Origin of the sequence: Streptomyces sp. NRRL F-5630 (assembly GCF_000719475.1) — a bacterium.
Lineage (GTDB): Bacteria > Actinomycetota > Actinomycetes > Streptomycetales > Streptomycetaceae > Streptomyces.
Map to the genome: position 1 here is coordinate 1 of NZ_JOGO01000034.1, position 24,252 is coordinate 24,252.

General features: G+C 67.8%; 15 protein-coding genes and 2 pseudogenes. 9 read left to right on the plus strand and 8 right to left on the minus strand.

Annotation, left to right across the window (positions count from 1 at the left end; genetic code table 11):
• A partial coding sequence (locus tag IF99_RS0117075; protein WP_037827076.1) for an SRPBCC family protein occupies positions 1-485 on the minus strand: 485 nt, incomplete at its 3' end.
• 105 nt (positions 486-590) lie between these two features.
• Complete coding sequence (locus tag IF99_RS0117080; protein WP_199806506.1) at positions 591-2,267, minus strand: polyamine aminopropyltransferase; 1,677 nt, start codon at positions 2,265-2,267, stop codon at positions 591-593.
• Positions 2,268-2,714: 447 nt separating this feature from the next.
• Between IF99_RS0117080 and IF99_RS0117085 the strand changes: the two are divergent.
• Positions 2,715-3,224 (plus strand): annotated as a pseudogene (locus IF99_RS0117085) (DUF2617 family protein); the annotation flags it as partial.
• A gap of 527 nt (positions 3,225-3,751) precedes the next feature.
• On the opposite strand, the gene IF99_RS32400 reads toward IF99_RS0117085, so the two are convergent.
• Positions 3,752-4,162 (minus strand): hypothetical protein, encoded by a 411-nt coding sequence (locus IF99_RS32400; protein ID WP_078655123.1) that lies wholly within the window; start codon positions 4,160-4,162, stop codon positions 3,752-3,754.
• Positions 4,163-4,815: 653 nt separating this feature from the next.
• On the opposite strand from IF99_RS32400, the pseudogene IF99_RS0117090 reads away from it, so the two are divergent.
• From IF99_RS0117090 to IF99_RS0117115, 6 genes and pseudogenes are all read left to right on the plus strand, one after another.
• Positions 4,816-5,574 (plus strand): annotated as a pseudogene (locus IF99_RS0117090) (aminotransferase class I/II-fold pyridoxal phosphate-dependent enzyme); the annotation flags it as partial.
• A gap of 249 nt (positions 5,575-5,823) precedes the next feature.
• Entirely contained in the window at positions 5,824-6,015 is a 192-nt protein-coding gene (locus IF99_RS0117095) for a hypothetical protein (protein WP_030997376.1), read from the plus strand.
• Positions 6,016-6,341: 326 nt separating this feature from the next.
• Entirely contained in the window at positions 6,342-7,523 is a 1,182-nt protein-coding gene (locus tag IF99_RS0117100) for an N-6 DNA methylase (RefSeq protein WP_234340723.1), read from the plus strand.
• Positions 7,523-8,794, plus strand: a complete 1,272-nt coding sequence (locus tag IF99_RS0117105) for a hypothetical protein (protein ID WP_051703535.1) — start codon at positions 7,523-7,525, stop codon at positions 8,792-8,794. The genes IF99_RS0117100 and IF99_RS0117105 overlap by 1 nt, the downstream gene beginning before the upstream one ends.
• Before the next feature lie 46 nt (positions 8,795-8,840).
• Positions 8,841-10,007, plus strand: coding sequence for a pyridoxal phosphate-dependent aminotransferase (locus tag IF99_RS0117110; RefSeq protein WP_030997379.1), 1,167 nt, complete (start codon positions 8,841-8,843; stop codon positions 10,005-10,007).
• 338 nt (positions 10,008-10,345) lie between these two features.
• A complete protein-coding gene (locus IF99_RS0117115; protein ID WP_078655125.1) occupies positions 10,346-10,849 on the plus strand; it encodes a very short patch repair endonuclease in 504 nt (167 codons plus the stop codon).
• 106 nt (positions 10,850-10,955) lie between these two features.
• Here IF99_RS0117115 and IF99_RS0117120 read toward each other — a convergent pair whose 3' ends face one another.
• Genes IF99_RS0117120 through IF99_RS0117130 form a run of 3 tightly spaced genes read right to left on the minus strand, consistent with a single transcriptional unit; the run spans position 10,956 to position 19,275 of the window.
• A complete protein-coding gene (locus tag IF99_RS0117120) occupies positions 10,956-15,992 on the minus strand; it encodes an FtsK/SpoIIIE domain-containing protein (protein ID WP_030997381.1) in 5,037 nt (1,678 codons plus the stop codon).
• Positions 15,989-17,428 carry a hypothetical protein gene (locus tag IF99_RS0117125; protein WP_030997382.1) on the minus strand — a complete coding sequence of 480 codons (1,440 nt, stop codon included), beginning with the start codon at positions 17,426-17,428 and terminating at the stop codon, positions 15,989-15,991. The genes IF99_RS0117120 and IF99_RS0117125 overlap by 4 nt, the downstream gene beginning before the upstream one ends.
• Entirely contained in the window at positions 17,428-19,275 is a 1,848-nt protein-coding gene (locus IF99_RS0117130; protein ID WP_158716601.1) for a hypothetical protein, read from the minus strand. Before IF99_RS0117130 ends, IF99_RS0117125 begins: the two co-directional genes overlap by 1 nt.
• 487 nt (positions 19,276-19,762) lie before the next feature.
• Between IF99_RS0117130 and IF99_RS32410 the strand changes: the two genes are divergently transcribed.
• Both IF99_RS32410 and gltX read left to right on the plus strand, forming a co-directional pair.
• The gene (locus IF99_RS32410; RefSeq protein WP_158716602.1) at positions 19,763-20,908 is read left to right on the plus strand and encodes a DNA cytosine methyltransferase; all 1,146 of its coding nucleotides are present in this window, start codon (positions 19,763-19,765) and stop codon (positions 20,906-20,908) included.
• 324 nt (positions 20,909-21,232) lie between these two features.
• A complete protein-coding gene (gene gltX / locus IF99_RS0117140; RefSeq protein WP_030997386.1) occupies positions 21,233-22,609 on the plus strand; it encodes a glutamate--tRNA ligase in 1,377 nt (458 codons plus the stop codon).
• A gap of 46 nt (positions 22,610-22,655) precedes the next feature.
• Here gltX and IF99_RS0117145 read toward each other — a convergent pair whose 3' ends face one another.
• Complete coding sequence (locus IF99_RS0117145; protein WP_030997387.1) at positions 22,656-23,642, minus strand: glycosyltransferase; 987 nt, start codon at positions 23,640-23,642, stop codon at positions 22,656-22,658.
• Positions 23,639-24,247, minus strand: a complete 609-nt coding sequence (locus tag IF99_RS0117150) for an HD domain-containing protein (RefSeq protein ID WP_030997388.1) — start codon at positions 24,245-24,247, stop codon at positions 23,639-23,641. The genes IF99_RS0117145 and IF99_RS0117150 overlap by 4 nt, the downstream gene beginning before the upstream one ends.
• Positions 24,248-24,252 lie beyond the last annotated feature (5 nt).

The window sequence follows — 24,252 nt, forward strand, 5'->3', positions numbered from 1 at the left end:
GCCCGCCCCGCGTCCTCCCCCGCCAGTGCCTCCCCCGCCCGCCCCAGGTTCGCGGCGAAGCGGTTGAGCAGGCGGTGCAGGACGGATTCGGCGGCCTGGGGACCGGCCTCGTCGAGCAGGCGGCCCGCGACCTCGCCGCTCCCGGCGAACCGCACTCGCGTGCCGCCCTCGGTCTCCGCGAGCGTCAGGCTCAGCCGTGCCCGCACCGAGCCCTCGCCGCGCGCCTCGGTCGCCGAGACGTGCAGCGCCCAGCTGTCGTCGGGCCGGGCGGCCAGGCGCAGCCCGCCCCGGTACGTGATCGTGTGGCTGCCGGCGCGCAGCCGCAGCCGTCCGTGCACCGCGATGCCGTCACCGCCGGGCGCCGTACGGGGCTCGGGTCCGGGCTCCGCTCGCAGCCCCGGCACGCAGTCCGGGACCCGGGTGGGGTCGCCGAGGGCGCGCCGCAGCGCGGTGGGGGGAACCGGGACGAAGACCTCATGCTCCATGGCGGGCGAGCCTACCCACGCCCGCCCCTTCCGTACCCTCCTCGTCCCGAACGCCTCGCCGGACCCACCCGCAGGCACCCCACCGCCCCGTCCACCCCGAGCCCCTCACCAGCCGTAGCGGGGTGAGACGAGCGTCGAGGGCTCCAGCCCGCGCACCCGCGTCGCCGCCACCCGCCGCGCACCGGCCCGCAGCTCCCGCGCGCCGAACCCGCCCCGCGGCCGGGAGGGCACGGCGAGGCGTGGTCGCTCGCCGGAGGCCGCGAGCAGGAAGCCCCACTCCGCCCGCCCCTTCTTCGCCGTGTACGGGGCCGTGCGCAGCCCGGCGGCGCGCAAGGTGCGCTCGGCGCGCCAGTAGTCGCGCGCGTCGTGGCCCGGCGGGCCGACGTGCACGACGGAGCGCCCGCCGGGGGCGAGGGCCCGCTTCATGAGCCCGTAGAACTCCTGCGAGTAGAGCTTCGTGGCCGCCGTCTGGCGTGGGTCGGGCAGGTCGGCGACGACGGCGTCGAAGCGCCGCCGGTTGACGCGCAGCCACGTGAAGGCGTCGGCGGAGACGGCGTGCACACGCGGGTCGTCGAGCGCGTGCCGGTTGAGCCCGGCGAGCCTCGGGTCCCGGCGGGCCAGCCGCAGCAGCTCGCGGTCCACCTCCACGACGTCCACCGCCCGCACCCCGGGAACGCGCAGCACCTCACGTACCGCGAGCCCGTCGCCCCCGCCGAGGACGAGCACCCGCTCGTGCGGACCGGCCAGCGCGGGGCGGACCAGCCCTTGGTGGTAGACGCGCTCGTCCGCCGAGCTGACGCGCGGCCCGTCGCCGAGGTACAGCGTCAGCGGCTGTCCGGCCCGGCCCGTCAGGACGATGTCCTGCACGTCGCTGTGGACCGCCACCCGGACATCGTCGCCGAAGACGGCGCGGCGCGCGGCGCGTTCGAAGTCGCCGACGTGGGTCGCCGCCATCGCGAGGAGGCCGAGGACGAAGGCGTTGAGCACGAGGAGGGTCCAGCGGGCGCGGCGGCTCAGGTCGCGGTGGAAGAGGCCGAGGACGAGCGCCGCGCCCGCGCAGGCGTTGACCGCGCCGGTGAGCAGGGCGCCGGTGAGCTGGCCGAGGAAGGGGAGCAGGAGGAAGGGAAAGGCGAGTCCGCCGACGAGCGCGCCCACGTAGTCGGCGGCGAAGAGATCGGCGACCGCTCCCCCGGCCTCCTGCCGCCTGATGCGCTGGATGAGCACCATGAGCAGCGGCACCTCACCCCCGATCAGCACCCCGATGACGAAGGTGAAGCCGATGAGCAGCCCGCTCGGACCGCTCGCCCACGCGCCCGGGAAGCGCCCCGACCAGGCGAAGGCCCCGTAGAGGGCGAGCGCGCTGCACCCGCCGACGAGCGCGAGCGCCGCCTCGATCACGCCGAAGGCCGCGGCGGCGCGCGAGCACAGCCGTTTCGCGAGAAGCGAGCCGATGCCCATCGCGAAGACCATGACGGAGAGGACGAGGGACGCCTGCGTGACCGAGTCACCGAGCAGGTACGAGGCGAGGGCGACGAGTTCGAGTTCGTAGACGAGGCCGCAGGCCGCGCAGACGAAGACGGCGAACAGCACGAGGAGGCGGCCGACGCCGGGCCGCACCGGCAGCGGGAGCGGGAGCAGCTCGGGCCCGGCGGCCCGCCCCGCCTCCCGCGCGGGCGCGTCCGGGCCGAAACCGCGTTCGTCCGTGAGCACGCCGCGCGAGCCCTCCGCCCCCGGTCGGGGCGGCGGCTGAGCGGGTGGGACGGCAGAACGCGGTTCGATCACATTGACCACGCTACGTGACAGACAGAGCACTCCTTGTCACTCACACGAGTGGTTTTCTCCTCAGGACCGGAGAAGCGCTGGACAAGCCCCACGCCCTGCCGCCCCCACCGCGCCCCGCCCCGCGCCCCGGGCGCCACCCGGCGCAAGCAACCTCTTGGTTGAACATGTGAACTGACCGGCCCTCTGGGGGATGGAAACCACCCGGAGTTGGGCGAAAAGGCGGTCAGGGCACGAGAGTTCATGATTCCCTCTAAAACGTCGCCGCCCCTCCGCCGTCGTTCCCGTCCCACACAGCTCACGGGCACGACCTCGGTGGGCACGAGCCGGCTACTCCCGCACCCCGGCCCGTACCACGGAACCCGGGTCCCGACCCGCCGGTCACCTCGCCGTCGTCCCGTGGGAGACAGCCCGCCCCTCCTCGTCCTTGCGCGCCTGTGGAGCCGAACCATGCTCACGACCCTGAAAACCACCTACACCGACACGCGCGCGAGCGATCTCGCGTGGGCGCTCGGCCGCGAACCCCTGCCCTGTCTCTCGGCACTCGATCTCGAGCTGGAGGAGGCGACAGTGCAGTTGAGGCTGCTCGGCGCCTCCCACCAGGTCCTCCTGGAGGACCAGTACGGCGAGTGTTCGGAGACCGTCGCCTGTCTGCCGGGGGGCGGCGCGCCGCTCCCGGTGGGCGTCGTCGAGGAGCTCGACGGCTTCGACTACCACTTCGCCGCGCGGGTCGAGGAGCTGCCGCCCGGCGCGTTCGCGGGGCGCGCGCAAGAACTCCTCGCGCTCGTCGCCGAACACCCGCACGGCCTCGCGGGCGTCTTCCCCGGCAGCCCCGACGCGTTCACCGCGATGCTCGTGCAGCGCCGCGACGGCGAGACGCAGTGGCGCACGTGGCACGCCTACCCCGAGGACGGCCAGCTCGTCGTCACCCGCACCCGCCTCGCCCCGCGCCCGGCCGCGCTCAACGGCACCCGCCGGGGCCGTGCCCGGCACGGGAAGCGCCTCGCCGGCGTGCCGCTCGCCCCCGCCCCGACGGGACTCGGCAGCCACGTCCCGGCAGGGGTCGGCGCGCCCGGCCGCCCCGACAAGGCGCGCGCGACGCGCGGGCGCGGCCTCTCGGTGGTGCCGAAGGGCATCGTCGGCGGGACGGACCCGGTGGCCTCCTCCGCCTCCTGACCCCGGCGGCACGGTCCCTGCGGAGCCACCCCCGCCCCGGAGCCGTCCCGCGCCCCGAGCGCCATCCCCGCCGCTGCCCGGCCCCGTCCCCCACCGCGACCAGGCAGCGCCCGAGCGCGGCGCTCCGGCGGACCTCCGTGCCCCGTGCGCCGTACCTGCCCCGAGGGGCGCTCGGCTGCTCGCGCACGAGTCCGGGACTCAGCCCTCTCGCCTCGCGTACGAGCCGGCGCTCGGCCACCCGCACACGAGCCCGGGGCCCCACGAGTCTCCTCGTGGGGCCCCGGACCCTGGGCGGAGCCGACTGCCCCGTGTCAGTTGCCTCCGCCGCCCCCGCAGGAGGAGCCACCCCCGCAGGAAGAACCACCCCCGCCGCAGGAGGACGAGCTCCCGCCGCAGGAAGAACCGCCGCCTCCGCACGAGGAGTTGCCCCCGCAGGAGGACGTGCTCCCGCCCGAGTCGTGGTGCCCGTGCCCCCCGTGGTGGTGACCCGAGCCACCGGAAGAGGAGCCGCCATCGGCCCACCAGCTCTGCCCCGGGTCCCCGCCCAGCGCGATGCCGGACGACGCCCCCGCGTCGTGCGACTCCCCGCCCGCACCGCGCCGCCCCGCCGGACGCCGCCGCTTGAGCGGCCCCTCGGCGCGGGCCCTGCTCGCCCTGGCCCCCAGCAGGAGCAGCAGCGCGACGACCGCCACCACGACGACCACGACCACGAACACCTTCATCCCGCGTCCCCCTTACCGTCGTCTCTTCCGCCCCCGCACGAGAACCCCTCGCACGAGGGCCCACCGCCGCCGCACGCGGAGTGCCCGCGCGGGACGGCGTTCCCTTCCCGAGCCGGGACCGGTCGGCCCCGTGAGCGCGCTCAGTCGCCCCCGCCGCCTCCGCAGGAGGAGCCGCCCCCGCAGGAGTGCCCTCCCCCGCAGGAGTGCCCGCCGCAGGAATGGCCACCGGAGTGGTGGCCCCCTCCCGAGCCGGAGGAGCCGGAGTCCCCGCCCACCCACCAGCTCCCCGAGTCGCCCCCCGAGGACGACCGCGAGCGACGCCCGGAGGACGAGCGCGAGCGGCCCCGGGAGGACGGCCGGGAACGGCCCCCGGAGGACGCTTTCGAACGGCCCCCGGACCTCCGGGGGAGGAAGCGCGCCCAGTTCCCGGAGGCCGTGCCCGGAACCCTGGTGACGATCCGGACGGCGAGCACCCCCACCACGAGCCCGAAAACGCAGAGAACCGCGATCATCGCCGCCATGTCCTGCCCCCCTGTTGCCCCTTGCGCCGCCCCCCGGCGGCCCCCGTTCCCTCGTTGCAGCGGGATTGCCCGGTCCGCCGCGCGCCCAAAGCACGCTTGAGCAAGACCAGAGCTTCGGCGCAGGATGACGCCATGACCCCCAAGCCCGCGCCCTCAGGCCGCCCCCTGCTCGCCCCGCGCCTCGCCTCCTTCGGCACGACGGTCTTCGCCGAGATGTCCGCCCTCGCCGCCCGGACGGGCGCGATCAACCTGGGCCAGGGTTTCCCCGACACGGACGGCCCCGATGAGGTCCGCGAGGCGGCGGTCCGCGCGCTCCGCGAGGGCCGCGGCAACCAGTACCCGCCCGGCCCCGGCATCCCCGAACTGCGCGAGGCGGTCGCCGCCCACCAGCACCGCTTCCACGGCATCGACCTGGACCCCGCCACCGAGGTGCTCGTCACCGCGGGCGCGACCGAGGCGATCGCGGCGACGCTCCTCGCCCTCGTCGAGCCGGGTGACGAGGTCATCGCCTTCGAGCCGTACTACGACTCGTACGCGGCCGGGATCGCGCTCGCCGGCGGCCACCGCGTCCCCCTCACCCTGCGCGCCCCCGGCTTCCGCCCCGACCTCGACCGCCTCGCCGCCCTCATCACCCCCCGCACGCGCCTGCTCCTCCTCAACTCCCCGCACAACCCCACCGGCATGGTCCTCACCCGCGAGGAGGCCACCGAGATCGCCCGCCTCGCCGTCGCCCACGACCTCCTCGTCGTCACCGACGAGGTCTACGAACACCTCGTCTACGAGGGCGAGCACATCCCCCTCGCCACCCTCCCCGGCATGCGCGAGCGCACCGTCTCCATCTCCTCAGCGGGCAAGACCTTCTCCTTCACGGGCTGGAAGGTGGGCTGGGTCAAGGCTTGTTGACCCGCCTATTGCCGACCGCCGCACAGCTGTCTCCCATGGGAGCGGCCAGGACGCCTCCAGAATCCCAAAAGGTGTGCGAACACCGAAGTGGCTTGGCAGCACAGATCTTTCCTAAGAAATCCCAAACAGCGTGCTCGCAGCAGCGCATGGCGTTCTTCTTCTACTGTCCTTCTCGTGGCCGGGATCGCACGGCTCGTCACTCGCTGACGGAACCCTCACCCTCAGAAAGGACTCCACGTGCAGCTGAGACTGATGTACGTGATCGTCGCGCTCCTCGGAGCCCTCGTCGCAGCGCTGACCGGCAGCCTGGTGGCCGTGCTCGAAGGAGGGCGTGGAGTGGCCGCTCTCAAGATGGGAGCGAAGACCTTCGCCGGCGCGCTGACACTCCTCTTCGCCGTCATGATCGCCTTGGGTGTGGTGGGCTCGTGAGCGGCGGGGAAGCGTACCGAGTGTCCGCACCGTCGGCCGTCTCCCGTTCCTCGGACCGAGCCCTCATCGAGGTGCGCCACCTCTTGACGCAGCTGTCGCGACATATGCCCGTCTCGGACGCCAATCGGCTCGTCCTAGGTCTCCTGTATCTGAGCCGGGTCCCACGCGCGGCCGCCGCCACGCCCGGAGTACCCACATGGGCGTGGTTGCTGAGCCGGACCACCGACCCGCACAACGCGAGGTTTCGGGCCGACGTGTCCAAGTGCCTTGCCCATTGGCTTCCCGCCGTCGAAGATCGGGACGCCGGGACGACGAGTCTGGTACCCATGGCGCCTTCCGGCTCTGAGAGGCTCCTGCTCGCTCTCGTCCGTGCCATCGCATCCGCCCAGCAGGTCGCCCCCCTGCTCGACCAGTGTCTGAGCGATCTCTCAGCTGCTCAGGCGGACGGCGACAAGTACTTCACCCCGGTTGACCTGGCACGTCTCATGGTCAGCGCAGCCGTCCCCCGCGACGGGGACCGCGTGCTTGATCCGGTCTGCGGTTCGGGGGGACTGCTGGTCGAAAGCCACCGCTACGTCCACGATCGAGTCGGGCTCCATCCGACCATGTCCCTGGTGGGCAAGGAGCAGCACATGCTCTCCTCACAGGTGGCTCGCATGAACCTGGCGGTGCGAGGGATCGCGGCTCAGATCCTCCCGCCCGGTGACAGCCTCGCAGTGCCAGAATCCGAGCAGCACGACATCATCCTGGCCAATCTCCCCTTCAACCAGTCGGGGTGGGCACGGGAGGAGGAAACGCAGGGCGGCCCCTCCCGGCCGGCCAGCGCAGCGCCCCTTGATCCTCGCTGGCCCGAGGAGCCCCCGAGCCCCGGCAACGCCAACGCAGCATGGATCCAGCACATCGCACACGCGCTGGCACCGAAGGGACGAGCCGTCTTCCTCATGGTGGACACCATGGCCTCCACGCGAAAGGCGGGGCCGATCCCGCGGCTACGCGAGCGTCTGCTGCGCGATGACCTCGTGGAAAGCGTCATCGCCCTCCCCGCGCGTGTGTCCGGGCCGTCCCGGGATACCACTCCTTGCCTGTGGGTTTTCAACAAGGACAAGAGCGCCCGCCCCGGGTGGGGCACCCACGACCGCCGGGGTCAGGTGCTCTTCGTCAACGCACGGAACGCCTATGAGCAGTTGCCGAATTCGCGGGCCCGCAGGCTGGGCGAGAAGAACAGCGCCTCGATCTCGACCACGCTCGCGGCTTGGCGCGGCCTGGCCGAAGCCGGTTCCGCGCCACCTCCGTACCAGGACGAGCCCGGCTGGTCGCGGAGCTGCACGGTCACCGAAATCGCCGCCCACGAGTACAGCCTGATGCCGACCTCGTACGCCGTCGAGCCGCTGAGCCGGGAGCAGGACACTCGCGGCAGGGTGGAACGGCTCAAGCGCGAGCTGATGGAGCAACTGGAGGAGATGCGCGACCTGGAGCCACGGCTGCTTGACGCGTTGGAGGAACTCTGATGGAACCCGATGCCCGCTTGGTCGATTCGGAAGACGGTGCTTGGCCGACGACCTCTCTCGACAGGCAACAGCGCCTCAGCAGAAATGTCTTCACCGCATGTGGCTTCGTGGACGAGGAGATCGCGGACACGACTCCGGGGGTGGTCAGTTCGACTTTCGTCCATGGAGGCCGGATCTTCGCGCCCCGCACCAACGAGAGCGCCACGCGCCAACCCGCGCGGCTCCGGGCAACGCTCCGACAGGGCGATCTCGCTGTCGTACTCGTCCGACGGGTGGGGGATTCGGCGCTTGTCACCCCCGCGCATGCCGGATGGCCCGCGAGCAGGTCGATCGGCATCATCCGAACGGAGGCCCACATCCTGGAGTGGCTGCATATCTGGCTGCAAACAAGCACCGCCCGAGCCCGGATCGAAGAAGACGTGACGGCACACGTCGAGCCGACCACCAGCCTCGAAGCCCTCCGGCGTATGCCGTTTCCGCTGCCGCCGCTCGACGTCATCAGCCGCTACCACCGGGTATTCCGCCTCATCGAGGAGACGGCCTCTCTTTACGAGCGGACGGCGCGCACGGCGGTGGAGCTGGTCGACGCGCTCCACGAAGACGAGGTCGTCGCAAATCCGGGGTGGGACTCGCAACCACTCGCGAAGGTCGCCCACCTCAAGACGGGGAAGGGCTCGGAACGCTCTCTCACGCTCGTGCCCGCCGAGACCGGCGTCGGGGCGATCGCACCACGGGACTTGTATCAGCTCTCCGTGCCCTACGTTCAGCGGTTCCGGTTGCACACATCCGCTGGCCCCGGCGAGGTGTTTCCCACCGGCACCTTTCTACTGGGTACGCGCGCCGAAGGCACACATATCGCCGTGGCGAACCAACCCGTCAGGGCATTGAGAAGCGTCGTGGCCCTGGGCCCCCGTGAGGAGGACGACGCCTGGTGGCTGCTGCACGAGCTCAGGGCCCGAAGCCAGGAAATCGTGGAACGCGCGCAGGGCGAGAAGCGCCGCGAGATCTCCGCCCTCGCTCTCAAGCGCCTGAACATCACCTGGCCGGACCGGTTCTCCCGCGCCTTTTTCCACAGAGCCGCCGAGCCTCTGCACGCCACCGCACAGCTCCTCGTCTCGAAGGTCGCCACCCTGCACGCCCTGAGGGATGCGCTCCTGCGGGACATTGCCGCGAAAGCCGGCATTCTGCGCGAGCCGAAGGCAGACGAGGAGGAAGCCCCCATCGCGGTTCCCGGACCACGCGGAGGCGGAACAAGGTATGCGCAAGGATGAGCTTCGAAGGCTCGATGGCAGCTACCCCGGTGAGGACGGTGGAGACATGGGCGGCAGGCCGCTGCTGAACCGCAGGCTGGAAGGACTCGGGACGACGATCTTCGCGGAGATGTCGGCGCTGGCGGCGGAAACGGGGGCGATCAACCTGGGCCAGGGCTTCCCGGACACGGACGGCCCGGAGTCCGTACGCGAGGCGGCGGTGCGGGCCCTGCGCGACGGCCGCGGCAACCAGTACCCGCCCGGCCCGGGCGTCCCCGAACTCCGCGAGGCGATCGCCGACCATCAGCGACGCTTCTACGGCATCGATCTGGACCCCGACACCGAGGTGCTCGTCACCGCAGGCGCGACCGAGGCGATCGCCGCGACCATGCTCGCGCTCCTGGAACCCGGCGACGAGGTCATCGCCTTCGAGCCGTACTACGACTCGTACGCCGCCTGCATCGCGATGGCCGGCGCGCGGCGCGTCCCGCTCACCTTGCGTGCCCCGTCCTTCCGCCCGGACCTGGACGAGCTGCGAGCGAAGATCACTCCGAAGACGCGGCTGCTCCTCCTGAACACCCCGCACAACCCCACGGGGATGGTCCTCACTCTCGAAGAGCTGAGCGCCATCGCCGGCCTCGCTGTGGAGCACAACCTGCTGGTCGTGACGGACGAGGTCTACGAACACCTGGTCTTCGAGGGGGCACACCATCCCATCGCTGCCCTCCCGGGCATGCGCGAGCGCACGGTCTCGATCTCCTCCGCGGGCAAGACCTTCTCCTTCACGGGCTGGAAGGTTGGCTGGGCTACGGCGAGCCCGCCCCTGATCGCCGCCGTCCGCACCGCAAAGCAGTACCTGACCTTCGTCAGCGCGGGCCCGCTCCAGTACGCGATCGCGGAGGCCCTCTGCCTCCCGGACACGTACTTCGACACCTTCCGCGAGGACCTCCACCGCAAGCGAGACCTCCTCGCCGACGGCCTCCGCACCGCGGGCTTCGAGGTCTACACCCCCCAGGGCACCTACTTCCTCACCACCGACATCACCCCCCTCGGCGAAAAGGACGCCTACAACTTCTGCCGATCCCTCCCCACCCGCTGCGGCGTCGTCGCGGTCCCGAACTCCGTTTTCTACGACGACCCCGAACAGGGCCACAGCCAAGTGCGCTTCACCTTCTGCAAAAAGGACGACATTCTCCACGAGGCTGCCAGGCAACTGCGACACTTGGCAGCCTGAACCCACCCGCACTCTGCCTTTAGTGCGGAGTGGGCAGAGTCTGGCCTTTCTTGGGGTTCTGCCCACCCTGTCACAGAGAGCAACGATCCAGTGCAGATGATCGCCCGAACGGCAGGGGCAGCCCACCACGAAGGCTGGCAAACTATATTTGTGACAAGAAAAACCCGCAGGACTGCGCCCGGGGTCGTCGGCGGCCGGGTGATGATAAAACGCAAAAAACTCGCATCCGCCCGCCCTCGCTACTGGGAAGTGCCGACGAGAATGGCGGTGGACCGCAAGAGCGCGGTCCTCGCCGGGCGGTGCGCCTCGGATAGGGCTTCCTCTGAACTGCTGGAGATATGAGCGAGCAAGGGCTATCAAACGCGTCGGCCGGACAGTGGGCACCGCCGGAGGGGTCATGGGCCTCGTCGGCCGCGACCAGGCGGAGCATGCTGGCCAACCGAAGCCGTGACACAGCGCCCGAGCTGCTCCTCCGCTCGCTCGTCCACGCCGCTGGCTTGCGCTACCGCGTGGCGGCAAAGCCGCTCCCGAAGATGCGCCGCACAGCCGACATGGTCTTCCGCCCTACCAGGGTGGCAGTCTTCATCGACGGCTGCTTTTGGCACGGCTGCCCGGAGCACTTCGTGATGCCCAAGACGAACCAGCCCTACTGGGAAGAGAAGATCGGCCAGAACATTCAGCGCGACCGGGACACAGACAACCGCCTCACGGAAGCAGGCTGGCTAGCACTTCGCTTCTGGGAACACCTCGAACCAGAGGCGTGTGCTGCCACCGTCATCAAGGCAGTGGCAGTTCGACGGCAGAAGCTGCGGGCTTCAAAGCGTCCGAGGGAGACCTCCTGACCGCCGCATGGTCGACGGCAGCGATCGACTCACTCCGCCGGAAGCTCGAACCGCTAGCTAGTGACCTTCTCACCCCCCTTTGCGAGATGTAGCTGATCAAACCGGGTCAGCTACCGTCATAGGCCACTTGCAGTCGCGTGGTGCTCTTGGCTGTGTGCAGAAAGGCATCGCCCTGGCCGGCCAAAGCTTCGGCTCCAGTCTCGTCCAGAATGATGCGACTATCAGTGGCTGTCTTGACACGCAAAGCGAGTTGCGCAGGGAAGTTAGAGCGGATTGTAGTAGAGATGACGTCCGCACTCGGTCGCTGCGTGGCCGTGATGACGTGGATACCCGCAGCGCGGGCCTTCTGCGTCAGGCGCTTGAGGAGCGTTTCAATCTGCTTCTTCTCTTCGGGATCGCTAGTGAGATCGGCGTACTCGTCCAGGACAATGACGATCCAAGGCTTTCGATCTGCTCTGTCAACCTTGGCGTTGTACTCGACGAGCTTGCGTGTGCGGATCGCCTTCATGTCCTTGTAGCGTACGGCCATCTCTTCGACGGTTTCCTCAAGCATTCCAATGGCATCGGAAGCGTCCATACCGATCACGCCGTCAACGTGCGGGTCATCCTCGAAGCCGACAAGTTCGGTGCCCTTCGGATCCACGAGCCGGAGACGCAGCGCGCTCTTGTCGTACCGGACCAGGCCCTTGAGGATCGTGTCCAGCGCAACGGACTTACCTGATCCGGTAGTGCCAGCCACCAACAAGTGCGGTGAGTCTGCGGAGGACAGATCAATCACGACCGGGTTGCCTTCGATGTCTGCACCCAGCGGGGCGATGAGGCTCTCCGGATCGGCTGGGCACCGCCGCCACAGCGCCTTGGCGTCGACGCCGTACTTCTCGTCGTCGACCTTGGGGATCTCGAAGAGCACGGAGCCGCGATCGCTGCGAGTACGGATATTGAAGCCGGAGGGCAGTGCCAGGGCCAGGAAGATCTCGTCTCGTCGATTGGTCAGCTTGTCCACTGTGACCCCCGGATTGGGGATGAACCGGAAGATGTAGAAGCCGGGTCCCTCCTGCCACTTGCCGGCCTCCGGCGCAGTGACCGCGACCTTGTGGCGGGCGAAAACATCGACGATCTTGTTGTAGCGAAGCGCCAGCGCCTCATCGGAGAGCCCATCGCGAGAAGCCTTCAGAGGAGCAGAACCGTCCTCTGCGGTAGGGCGACGCGCAAGTACTTCTTCTGACGTGGCTGTTCGAGCAGCAGCCCCGCCTACCTCTGCAGATGCCATTGCTTCCCCCGGAGCGGGCGGTGCTGCGACAACGGGGGCACAGGAGACATTGACGGCATCATTGGCGACCTTCGCGGCCCCGCCGAGTACCCCGGTGGCAACAAGAGGATCGGCGTTGCTGGGCACTTGCTTGGCGCGCAGCGCACCAATGAGACTCAGCAGTTCCCGTTTGTTCAATCTCACCAGGGTGTGCCTGCCGAGGCTTCCGACCGCGGGTGCCGGCTGATCGTCCTCTGCCGAGATAGCCACGGCGACACCAGTGACGTGGCCGAGCTGGACATCCTCGGAGCGCAGGGCATCGAGGACCTTCGCCTCGACCTGGCGGTGATCGTCATTGCCGATCAGAGTGCGAGCCGGAAAGTCTTCGGCCTGCGTGGTCTTCCCACTGGTCTGAGCAATCGCGGCGGCGAGCTCGTCAAGCCAGAAGGGATGGTCGTGGCGAGCTTCGTCGCCTGAACGGAAGGCCTCCTTGCAGAGGTCGGTCGTGCGGTTGAGCTGCTCCTCAGCCGAGCCGATGTCGAAGGTCTGGCGGAACTTGGACTCGGCGACCAGGACATCCAGGCGAACCGTGCCGTCACCCTCGACCGTCAGCACGAACCGGCCGAGGTCGGCACGCGTTTTGTGTCCGCGGCCGAACCAGCGGTGGTGCTCATCGAAGCTGATCCAGGTGACCAGGCTCGTGCCTTGCCGAGGGACAGGGAACAGCTGGTCGATGATGAAGCGCGTTGCGACCAGGCCGACGACCTCGTTGACCGTAGTGCCAATGCCCAGGGAGCGCAGCACGGCGCCAGGGGTTACGTTACGGCCGACTTCGTAGATTCGTTTAGCGGTACTTTCCGAATCCTGCGGGGTGACGACACCGATCTGCTCAAGACGGCGGCGCAGTCGCTGGACGACGAACTGCCGACCGGTCTGCGAGCTGACGATGAGGGTGTAGGACTCATTCTTGCCGACGCTGGGCTTGACGAGAATGACGTCAGGGCGGTTGCGCAAGGCGTCGATCTGCTCACGGCCGATGAAGCTGTCGAGAGTGACGACCCAGTGGGCCACACGGTGCAGCGTCTCGAACAGGTCCTGGTGCTGGTGAAACTGCACCTGCATCTCGAAGTAGTCGATGCCCTCGACGCTCTCCCGGGAGACCGGAGAACGGCGGTCGTAGCGCACGCACAGGGTCGACCAGGATTCAAGAGTCTCGTCGGCGGTCTCAGGCAACAGTGCTCTCACGACATTCTCGCTGGTCTGAGCGAGGTTGTGTGAGGCCTGATGCTTCCAGGGGTTGAAGGAACCCGACAAAGACTCCTTTTTGGTGCTCTCCTTCATACTGGTCTGCGTGCCGAACAGTGCTGGCGCCAGCGCGAGGTCGATTGTATTTTCCAGCCCCGACAGGTCTGCTTCCTGATCGGGCTCCCACGCCTGAAGAATCAGTTGGACATCGGGGAGGAAGCTGTCAGCGGACATTTCCGCGCCGGAGAACTGCAGGTCGAAACCTTGGATGATCTCGTGGTGGGTGGCCTGCGGAGCCAGTACAACTAGATCGACTTTCAGACGCGGGTTCTTGGCCCGCATCTGCTTTGCCACGCGCATCGGCAGGACAGGGTCGCCGTTGCGGTCCAGAAGCAATACGCGCAGTCCATCAAGCTTGTGGGGGTAGGTCGTCAGGTAGTCGGTGACGACGCGGACCATCTCGTCGATCGCGGTCTCGTCGACGCTGGAGAGCCAATCCTTGGACTCGTTTCCGCCGTAGCGGACCGGTGCGTACTCCTCGTGCCCGGCCGATTCCCGCATGGGGATAGCAATCGTGCCGCCCGGACCAACGAGGACCGCTGGCGTCCCATGAGGGGAGATACGGTCAATGGCGTCGAAGAAGAGCTCCTGGTTTTCCTGGTTGAGGCTCAGCCCTCCCTCCTTGTTCAGGGCGGTGCCGATGCTGCTGGCAGCCTCCTCGTAGTTCTTTGCCAGCCAGCGCAGCTTCAGCGGGTGGGTGCCGAGCATCATCATGCGGTGGTCGGCCAGCCCGACGACATCTGTCAGGACGACAGCTTCAAGGTCTGCGTTCGGAGCATTGTCGGGAACCAGCGCTGTGCGAGCTTCACGGAGCACGCCTTCCCACTCGCGTACATAATCGTTGATCTTCACGGCGTCAAGCCCGTTGCAGAACCTGTTGAAGTGCTCCGCCCTAAGGCTCTCCAGTCGGCCGGCGAACTGTGACGCGGGAACGGGCACGGCCTCGTCGGTCTGCCACTGCCGTGGGTCGTTGAATTTTTCGAGAAATGAGTCGAAGGTCAACTGGCTTGCATAGCCGGGAGGAGTTCGCCAGCCGTGGATGAGGGCCGCCAGCGCGATCTGCCCCGGGATGCCGAGAGGGTCCCAGCGAAAGCGTCGCTGGGCGCCGTCCATCTCAACCAGGACGCGTAGCGGGGCCCACTCTGTGTTCGGATCGAACGGCTCGTCCTCCTCCGGCAGAGGCGGCTTGGTCAAGTCCAACAGGCAAGCCTCGACGTCCAGGGTGAGGCGAAGACCGGTGGATTCCCGGACATCGTCCAGGGTGTTGGCGTACAGGAAGGCAAAAAGCCAGCGGCTCCACCGCCCGACCTCCTGGTTGCCTTCAAGCCCGACGACGACCGAGCCTTCGTCTTCATCGGAGAAGTAGGTCAGCTCCCGCAGGAGGGCACGTAGTGGGTCCTGGACGAACTGGGAGTCCGGAAAAGCGAGCTTCTCGACTTTGCGGCGCAGCCGCTTGGACAACAGGTCAGCCAGCGGCTCTGCTCCCCCTGTGGGAGCCTCGTCGAGGAAGCGCTGCGCGGCTTCCTGATCTTTCTTGTCAAGTACCTCCTCGATCATCATGGCGTCGAACTCGTCGACCCGATCTGCGTCGGCCTTCTCGATCTCCTGTCGGACCTGCTGGCCCAGGCCGATCTTTTTGGACTTCTGCTCGAAGACTTCCAGCCAGAGGGTCAGGTCCTGCTCGCGGCGCAGCTGACGGGAGTCCTGCGGCGTAGACCCACTGCGCTCGAGGTCGAGTACGAGGCTGCGCATGAGTGCCTTGGCAGTCTCGGAATCCGTACCTATGTGGTTCAGGGACTCATCGCTGAACTCGGTCGCGTTTAGGCGGTCTATCAGGTCGTCCTCGGGGATCTCCTTGCCCGTGGGCTGCCTGAAGGCACTGACCGAGACGTTCTTCTTGATTCGGGTAGCCAGCGCGGCGGGCCTAGTGAAAAGTCCGTGGTCTGGGAAGAGATCAAGAGCCGGAAGGGCCGCAGAGATCTCCTGGCACACGATGTCAGGGGTGTGGACCTGAGTCGCAGCAACCTTCTGCGCAGTGTCGACCAGAAATTCCGCCCAGCGGTGCAGGGACCTGGGCTCCTCATCAGTGACAGCCCTCCAGATCTCCGGCAGAAAGGTTGCCATCACTGCCGGAACGGTGCCGCGTCCCCCCGCCTCCTGCCATGCTTCCGCCATGAATCTGTCGAACCCGCGTTCGCCGGCAGGGTCAAGGTAGTTGCCCAGGATCGTGGCATCGTTCAGCGCGTTCATGGCCGCCAGCCCCTGTGCGTCCGGAGACTGCCCCCACTCGAACAGCAGCACGGCCTTGCCCTGTCCGGAATTTCGCCACTTGGTCAACTGGTCCTGCGCCCCCAGCAGATATTCAACAGGTACGCCGTCGATCGGCTCGGAGGTGCCGACCTTGACGACAACCTGACGGTCCGGCGCGCCTGACAGCTGCTGGGCGGTGCGGCGGAGAGCCTCGGCCACGGTCGGCCGGTCGAAACCGCTGACCCGTAGCACGGCGCGGACGCCACGGGCCTCAGCGACCTTGCGGAGTGCTTCGTCGGCTACGAACCGGCCAAGCGCTCGGATACTGCTGTCGGTCACTGGGGCTCCCCTCGAACCATGCTGGTTGCATCTGAATACTGAGTGAGCAGACCAATAGCGGCGAGCTTCTCCCGGAAAGCCTTGCCGTTGTGGTCGAGGACCGACGGGTCGACCTCGTAGGCCAACGGGCTCGCTGCCGCGACCTTGTCCTCCACGACAAGCCGATACCTCTCGTACAGCAGCGTGCAGAACCTGTCGAACTCCATCTCCGTGTCCTGCGCGACAGTGGCCGAGACCAGAGCCTCGAGCATCGGAGGCTTCATGGTGAAGTGCCGGCGTCCGGTCGTCGCGTTCAGGGCTCCGACTGCAGCAAGGGTTTCGCTGAAGAATGCTCGGGGTGAGGCGACCGCGGTGCCACCCTCCTCGGCGAATCTCCCGTAGCGCCGCTTTTTATCCTCGTTGCCTTCGGATTCGGCAATCATCACCCGAGCCTGGACGTTGATCGCGTTGACGATGTCGTTGCGGAAGCCAGCGAGGTTCTTCTGCGACTCCCTGCGCAGCGGGGTCGCCTCGTTGCCGAAGTCCAGGAGGATCGACTCCCGGTCGGCTGCGCCGAGCTTGGTTCGTGCGAGGTGGAGCTGGTGGCGCGCCAAGCAGTAGGGGACCCAGTGCATGAGACTCTCAGTACGCTTGGCCCTCGGGACTGTAGCGATCCGAGCCACGATGTTGCGGGTCCCCTCCCTCAGCAGATCAGGCCACGGGCTGAGATCCTCGTACAGCTCAATTCCTGAGTCCGAGCCATCCACGGGTGCTTCGTCATAGTCGAAGTCGTGCGCGCTGAGGGCCTTCGCGAGATTGCCCAGCGGGGTGCCGCTGTTCTGCACGAGGTCGTACAGGCCCTGCCGAGTCGCCTCCTTGCGGTCAGGATCGGGATCGGTACGGAGGACTTTGTAGGCCCAACTCCCACCATCGCGGAAGAGGTAACGCTCGATACTCGGAGCGTTGATATCGACAGCCACCTTGGCGGCCTGCTTGCGCTTCTTCGCGATCTTCCTGGCATCGACTTGCTTGACGCGTCGTTCGACAGCGTCGTAGTGGATAAGTTCACCCACAAATGGATAGATGTGCGCGCCGAACCAACTGGGCTGGCTGCGCCGCCCTGGAATCTCAACCAACAGGGATGAGAACAGGGCGCGGAGCGTTTCCATCGTCTCGGGAGTGTCCAGCTCAACGGCCTTGCCGAGTTCCTCATCGCCCTCGACTATGCGAGCGTTAGTCGCGATCCGCCGGGCCAGGTCGTGCGAGGTCCTCTTGTAAGCCGTGCCAGCTCCGTTGTCCAGGAGTCCTGCGAAATTCTCCGGGTCTTCCTGATGTGCCAGGTAGACGCCACGGGCGATTGCAAGCATCTCAAGCGGGACGTAGAAGCCGCGGCCCTGCTGTTCGAGATTCACACCGAAGAGGCGAAGGACGACCTCGGCCTTGGAACGATCAGCCATTACGCACGCACCGACCTGATCTTGTCGCCGACATCGATCATGAGCTTTCGCATGACGTTGCCCACCAGTACCTGGATCTCGTCGTCCTTGTTCGACGAGTCAGCCAGCTCAGCCAGGGACCCACTCAGGCCGCGGATCTCTGCCTCGTGCTGCACCTCACTGCGCAGGCCTGCGGCCCATCTCGTCAACAACTCAAAACGCAAAAGGTCCGCTTCCACCGAGACTGCGCCCTGGTCAGGGGCGACGGCTGGGATGCGGATGTAGATGGCCCGGTTGAGCCACTCAACCGCGTTCCGCATCTCGGGGGTGGTACTCGTACCGGCTTCTCTCTGCCACTGGGTGACCTGGTCGACCACCTCAACGCCCTTGCTGGGCACTCGCCGGGAGATCACGGCCGCGCGGGCGCGGTGCGTGAAAAAGGCGGGGTCAAGCACGAAGAAGTCGGGGTTGCTCGCTGCCCGGTGGATACCCTGAACGGCCTCCAGACCCTTGAGGAATCGGTCTCGCACTCTGGTGTCTGCCGGGTCCCGGTTCTCGTCCTGGATGCGCACGAAGTCGTCGCCGGCCTGCAGGCCCAGGCGGGCGAAACGGTCCGTTTCGTCGTCACTGTCGAAGAAGTCGGCCCTCCGCAGGAAGGTGTACAGCCCCCGCAACTGTTCGGCCTGCTTCTGGGCGTCCCGATTCGTGCGGACCTTCTGCAGGTAGCTGCTGGCATCAGCGGGAGGGAAGTCGCCCGCCCTATCCGGGTCCAGCCGGTCGTCGACCTGGCGACGGGAGACCCGGCCGGGGTCCAGCTTCCGCAGCGCGAAGAAAGCAGGGACCAGATGACGCTGTTGCTGACTCAACCGGTCGCCGAAGAGCGCTTGGTGGTACAGGTAGGGAGCTTGCCACTGCCGGTTCGAGTGCGACCGCTGGTACCTGTCGTGGACGTCATCGCAGGACAGGCCCCCGGTGAGCGTGTAGCTAGTCACCGACAGCGCCTGACGTGTTGTAATGACGGCCCCGGTCCGCTCGGCCGCAGCGAAAATGTCACGGATCGCGGCCCGGCGCTGAGGCCCCCGCATAGGATCACTCAGTTCGTTGCGGTTGGCCAGGATCGGGCAGACCTCGCGCGCATCACAGCTCTCGCACCGCTTCCACCGCGACGACTGGGTGGTCGTCCACTGCCTCAGGACCCAAGGGATGAGCCCGCCATTGGAGCTGTCGGCTGCTACAGACTGGTAGTTGAGGTTGATCACGATGACTGCGCCGAGAGGATCACTGACCTGCCCGCGAACTATGCCATCCGTCAGGGTCTGCACCAGGATCCTGGCACGTCCGGTTCCGGATTCGCCGAAGTCGTCGTCCTCGGCAACGCACTTGCGCAGTTGGCCCTCGTTCGCGCAGATGATCGCGATGCCTTCGTCCGGAGGGTCGAGAAGCTTCACGAGCGTGCGAGCACCGGCCTGGGGGGTGAGCTCACTCAGATCGCTGAGGATGTACAGCGGGCGGCCGCTGCGGGTTCGGCCGACAGGTCGGCTCGCCCCTTTCGCCTCGGACAGCGCGTGGAAGACCGCCTTCCGGACGTCTGCCGTGATCGGCTCATCGCCGGCCCGCAATTTGGCTAGAAGGCTGGCACACAGGCTCGTCTTACCGTGCCCAGCGTCTCCGGTGAGGACGATGGTCCTCGTGGTCGGTCGCTCGATCGCACCCAGCAGGTATTCCAGCGTCACAACGGGGAACTGCGGTTGCGTCCAGTCTGCCTGCGACTCGTAGACCATCTCAGAGGCGTCGACATGGAACGGCTGGTACCGGCGTATCCGTTGGACGTGCTTGTTGACCTCTAGCGGCATGCTGCTGTCCTTCATCGAACGACCCTGGAGCGCGGCAGAATTTTAGCTGCCAGTGCCCCATGCGGTAGATCTATTCCCCAACTCGGCTCGCAAGCGCGCCGGCTCGCCGCGCGCGTGGCTGTACCGCAGGCTTTGAGGGCCGATGAGTCAGACGCTCGCCGCTGCGGGCGCACGATGCGATCTGTGATCGCATTGCAGAGGCGCGGGATGCCAGCTTGTCCGGACTGTAGAGGTGAGTCAGCCGCAGGGGCAGCGGCCGTCGTCGGACCTGCCCAAGGCCTGCGGCGCCCGAAGGCTGGCCATAGAACCGTCGTGGTCGGCGCGCCAGACGGTACGCGGGGGCCGGTCTGCAGCATGTGATCACCCTTGATCGAGTAGGATGACCGCTCGTTCCGGCGAATCTTCAAGCGAGTGCACATGGGGGTCACACGTGGGTGAGCGACACCCCTTGCGGGCCAAGCGGCGGCCGAAATTCGAGGACGGGGCCGGCCCTCTGCGAGTCGTGGACCTCTTCGCCGGCTGTGGTGGCCTCACCCTGGGCGTCGCCCAGGCAGCACACAAGCATGGCGTTTCGCTCAATGTTCGTCTTGCGGTTGATTTTGAGGCGGCGCCCACCAAGGTCTTCAAGGAGAATTTCCCTAAGGCCAACGTCCAACAGGGGGCAGTCGAGTATTTTTTCGACGGCGACCTTGGAGCCTCTTTGACCGCTCAGGAAAAAGAAACCCTCTCCACGGTGGGCGAGGTGGACCTCCTGATCGGAGGCCCCCCATGCCAGGGGCATAGCAATCTCAACAACCACACCCGCCGCGACGACCCAAAAAACCGGCTGTATCTGCGCATGGCTCGTGCCGCAGAAGTCTTGCGGCCCAGCGTGGTCGTGATTGAAAATGTACTGGCAGTTGTCAATGACAAGCAACAGGTCGTCTCCCGCGCCATCGTCCATCTCAGGAAACTCGGATACGACGTCGCTACTAGCCGTATCGACCTCCTCAAGCTCGGGGTAGCTCAGACCCGCAAACGCCACATACTGCTGGCCATCCGTGAAGACGCAATGCCTTTCGGCTATTCGGCTGCCGAATTGCTGAAGATCGAAAACCATAATAGCGCACCGCATGACCTGAATTGGGCTATCGGCGACCTGCTCGGCGTTTCGGCCAAGTCATTCTTCGATGAAGCAGCCGTACCCAATGCGGAAAATCAGCGACGCATGAACTATCTCTTCGAGAATGACGCACACAATCTGCCGAACGAAGAGCGCCCCGAATGCCACCAGGGCCAACATAACTATGCCTCAATGTATGGCCGTCTCTGGTGGGACCGCCCCTCTCAAACCATCACCAGCGGTTTCGCGACGATGGGGCGCGGACGCTTCGTCCACCCGGCCGTTCCTCGCTGCCTCACCGCGCATGAAGCCGCACGCATCCAAGGCTTCCCTGACTATTTCAGAATAGTCGACGAAAGAGCCAAGCCTCGCTACGAGCTGACTCGCACGGAGGTTCAGGTCATCATCGGCAATGCTGTTCCCCCACCGCTGGCCGAGGCTCTGACCTCCAGGCTCTTCGACGCTGATGTTCTGCAGGTGCGGGACGACACCTCTCGGGGGTTCGACGACGACTTCGCAGCCCCTGCTGTGGGCCTCGCTTGCTGAGGCTCCAGCAGCCAAAGGGCATGCCCGGAACCTCGACTGGTCTCATGTACTAGAGGGGCTGTACGACCGCCGGGCAGCACACGTGGGCCGGGTGGCTAATTGCCTGTATGGGCACTGATACTCCGCTCGCTCTCCGGGGCCGCGTCCTTCTTGGCGGGGGGCACACACCTACACTGGAATGCGACAGCAAGGAGGAGTACCGGGTCGGCCGAAAGCCATTAGGCAAACGACGCGAGTAGGCACAGGTGTGGCTCCATCCCCAGTACCCTGGCTCCCATGTCCACTACCCCGCTCCGTGTCCGTTTCGCTCCTTCCCCCACGGGGATGTTTCACGTTGGTGGGGCGCGGTCCGCGCTCTACAACTGGGCCGTGGCGCGACAGTCCGGGGGGACGTTCGTTCTGCGGATCGAGGACACGGACGCGGCGCGGAACAAGCCGGAGTGGATCGACGGGATAGTGAGCGCGCTCGCGGCGATCGGGATTCACGGGGAGGACCCGGCTTTCGAGGGGCCGTACTTCCAGTCGCAGAACGCGGAGCGGCACCGGGAGGCGGGGCTGCGGCTGTTCGCCGAGGGGCGCGCGTACTACTGCGACTGCACGCGGGAGCAGTTGAAGGAGCGGACGGGCTCCGAGCACCTCGGGTACGACGGCTTCTGCCGGGACCGTGGGTTGCGGTACGAGGAGGGGCGGGCGCTGCGATTCCGGACGCCCGACGAGGGGGAGACCGTCGTGGTCGACCTCGTGCGCGGGGAGCCGGCCTTCCCCAACAGCGCCATCGAGGACTTCGTGATCGCGCGCGGGGACGGGTCACCGGTCTTCCTGATCGCCAACGTCGTGGACGACCTCGACGAGGGCATCACGATGGTCATCCGCGGCGAGGAGCACCTCTCGAACACGCCGAAGCAGCAGTTGCTGTGGGAGGCGCTGGGGGCGCAGCCGCCGACGTGGGCGCACCTGCCGGTGATCGTGAACGAGAAGCGGCAGAAGCTCTCCAAGCGCCGCGACAAGGTCGCGCTGGAGGACTACCTCGCCGAGGGCTTCCTGCCCGAGGCGATGGTCAACTACCTCATGCTGCTGGGCTGGGGCCCCGGCGGGGACCGGGAGATCATGCCGTACGAGGAACTGGAGCGGCTCTTCCGGATCGAGGACGTCAACACCGCGCCCGCGTTCTTCGACGTGAAGAAGCTGACGGCGTTCAACGGGGACTACATCCGCGCGCTGTCGCCGGAGCGGTTCGCCGCCGCGTGCGCTCCGTGGCTCGTCGCCCCGTACGCGCCGTGGCGTCCGGAGACGTTCGACAAGGACGTCTTCGAGGCCGCCGCTCCCCTGGCGCAGACACGAGTGGCCGTGCTCTCCGAGATCACCAACAACGTGGACTTCCTGTTCCTCGACGAGCCGGTCGAGGACGAGGCGTCGTGGAACAAGGCGATGAAGCCGGGGGCCGCTGACATCCTCACCGGCGCGCGCGCCGAGCTGGCCGCGCTCGCGGACTGGAAGGCGGACGAGCTGAAGGCCGTCGTGCTCGCTGTGGGCGAGAAGCACGGGCTCACGCTCGGCAAGGCCCAGGCCCCGATCCGCGTCGCGGTCACCGGGCGGACCATCGGGCTCCCGCTCTTCGAGTCGATGGAGTTGCTCGGCCGCGAGCGCGTGCTCGCCCGCCTGGACGCGGCGGCCGGGAAGCTGGCCGCCGCGCAGGCGTAGCCGTACGAACGTCGCCGCGCAGGCATAGCCGTACGCGCCTCGCCGCTCAGCCGGTCTTCGCGAGGAGGTCGGTCCACGCGGCGGCGAAGTACGGGCGGTCGAAGCGGGCCAGGGCCTCGTACGCGACCTTCGCCTCGTCGGCCGGCGCCTCCGCCCGTTCCCGTACCTGCGCCGCGAGCCCACCGAGGTCCGGGGCCGGCTGGCCGGTGAGCGTCGCGAGGTCGCCCAGGCCCGCCACCGGGCGGATCAGGCACGGGAGCCCGAGGAGCAGGGCCTCGGCCGCGCAGCGGCTCCAGCCCTCCCGCATCCGTGGGGCGAAGACGCCCACGTCGCAGGCGCGGAGCAGGCGCAAGTACCGCGCGCGTGCGACGTCGTAGTGCGCGCTGTCCAGGCCGATGGTGTTGCTGCCGCTCGTGATCAGCCGTACTCCGGGGGCGCCCGCGAGCGCGCCAGCGACCTCGTCGGCGCCCTTCCAGTGCACCGCCTTGCCCCCGTACACGGCGAGCGTGTCCGGGGGCAGGCCGAACTCGGCGCGGCACGCGGCGCGGTCAGCGGCCCTGGCGCGGTCGATCTCGGTCATGTCGAAGGCGTTGTGGATGACCCGTACGTCACCGACGCCGCGAGCGCGGAGGAAGTCCGCCCAGTACGGGGCCACGCACACCACGGCCGCGCACTGCGGCAGCAACCCGAACAGGCGCTCCCAGAGGAGGGCTTCGACCGGTGCCGAGTCGTGTTGCAGCGGCTCGTAGTGGTGGAGGACGAATACCGTTCGCGCCCGCATCCGCGGCGTGAAGAGCAACAGGCTCAGGTCGTCCCACACGAACACGCCCGGTGCCGCGCCCAGCGCCCGCACCGTCGGGGCGAGGCGCGTGAGGTGGCGGAGCTTGCGCCAGCGGCGGACGCGGTAGGTGCGCTTGTGGTCGGGGACCGTGCGCCACTCCACCTCGGCCGAGGTGACCTCGTGGAGCATCCGGAGGTAGGCCCGGCCGCCCGTGCGGCCGACCGGTTCCATCGAGTACGCGATCCGTCTCACGGGCGGGGCTCCTGTCGGTGTCTGTCGTACTCGGCGTGGAGCAGCGTGCGCAGTGCCGCCAGGTGCGGAGTGCGGTCGGCGGCCTCGTCCGCGAGCGGGAGGTAGAAGTCCCGCAGGCTGCGGAGGAAGCGCTCGCGGCGGGCGGAGCCCGGAACGAGATCTCGCAGGTTGTTTGCGCGGTCCGCGAGGCGGACGAGGAGGAGCCCGGGAGGCAGCCCGGCCTGCTTCGCGCGCCAGCCGAGTTCGTCCCCCGAGCACTTGGGGCGCTCTTGGAGGCGGTGGTCGGGAGTCATCGCCCGCAGGCGGGTGGTGAAGTCGGCGCCGAGGTGCCAGGCGAGCAGTTCCGACGACTCCGGCGCCACCTCCAGGGCGTCGTGGAGGAGGGCGAGAACGAGGGTGTCGGCGTCGTCCGCCCCGATCTCGTCCCGCAGGACCGCGACGACGCCGAGCGGGTGTTCCAGGTACGGGGTCCCCTGGTCGCGTACGTGGCCGTCGTACACGATCAGCGCGAGCCGAGCGGCCACTTCGGCGCGGCTTTGCTCCGCCTCAGACCACGACTCCGCGCCGAGGACGGTCAGGACGTGGTCCAGGTCGATGGCTGTCATCCGCT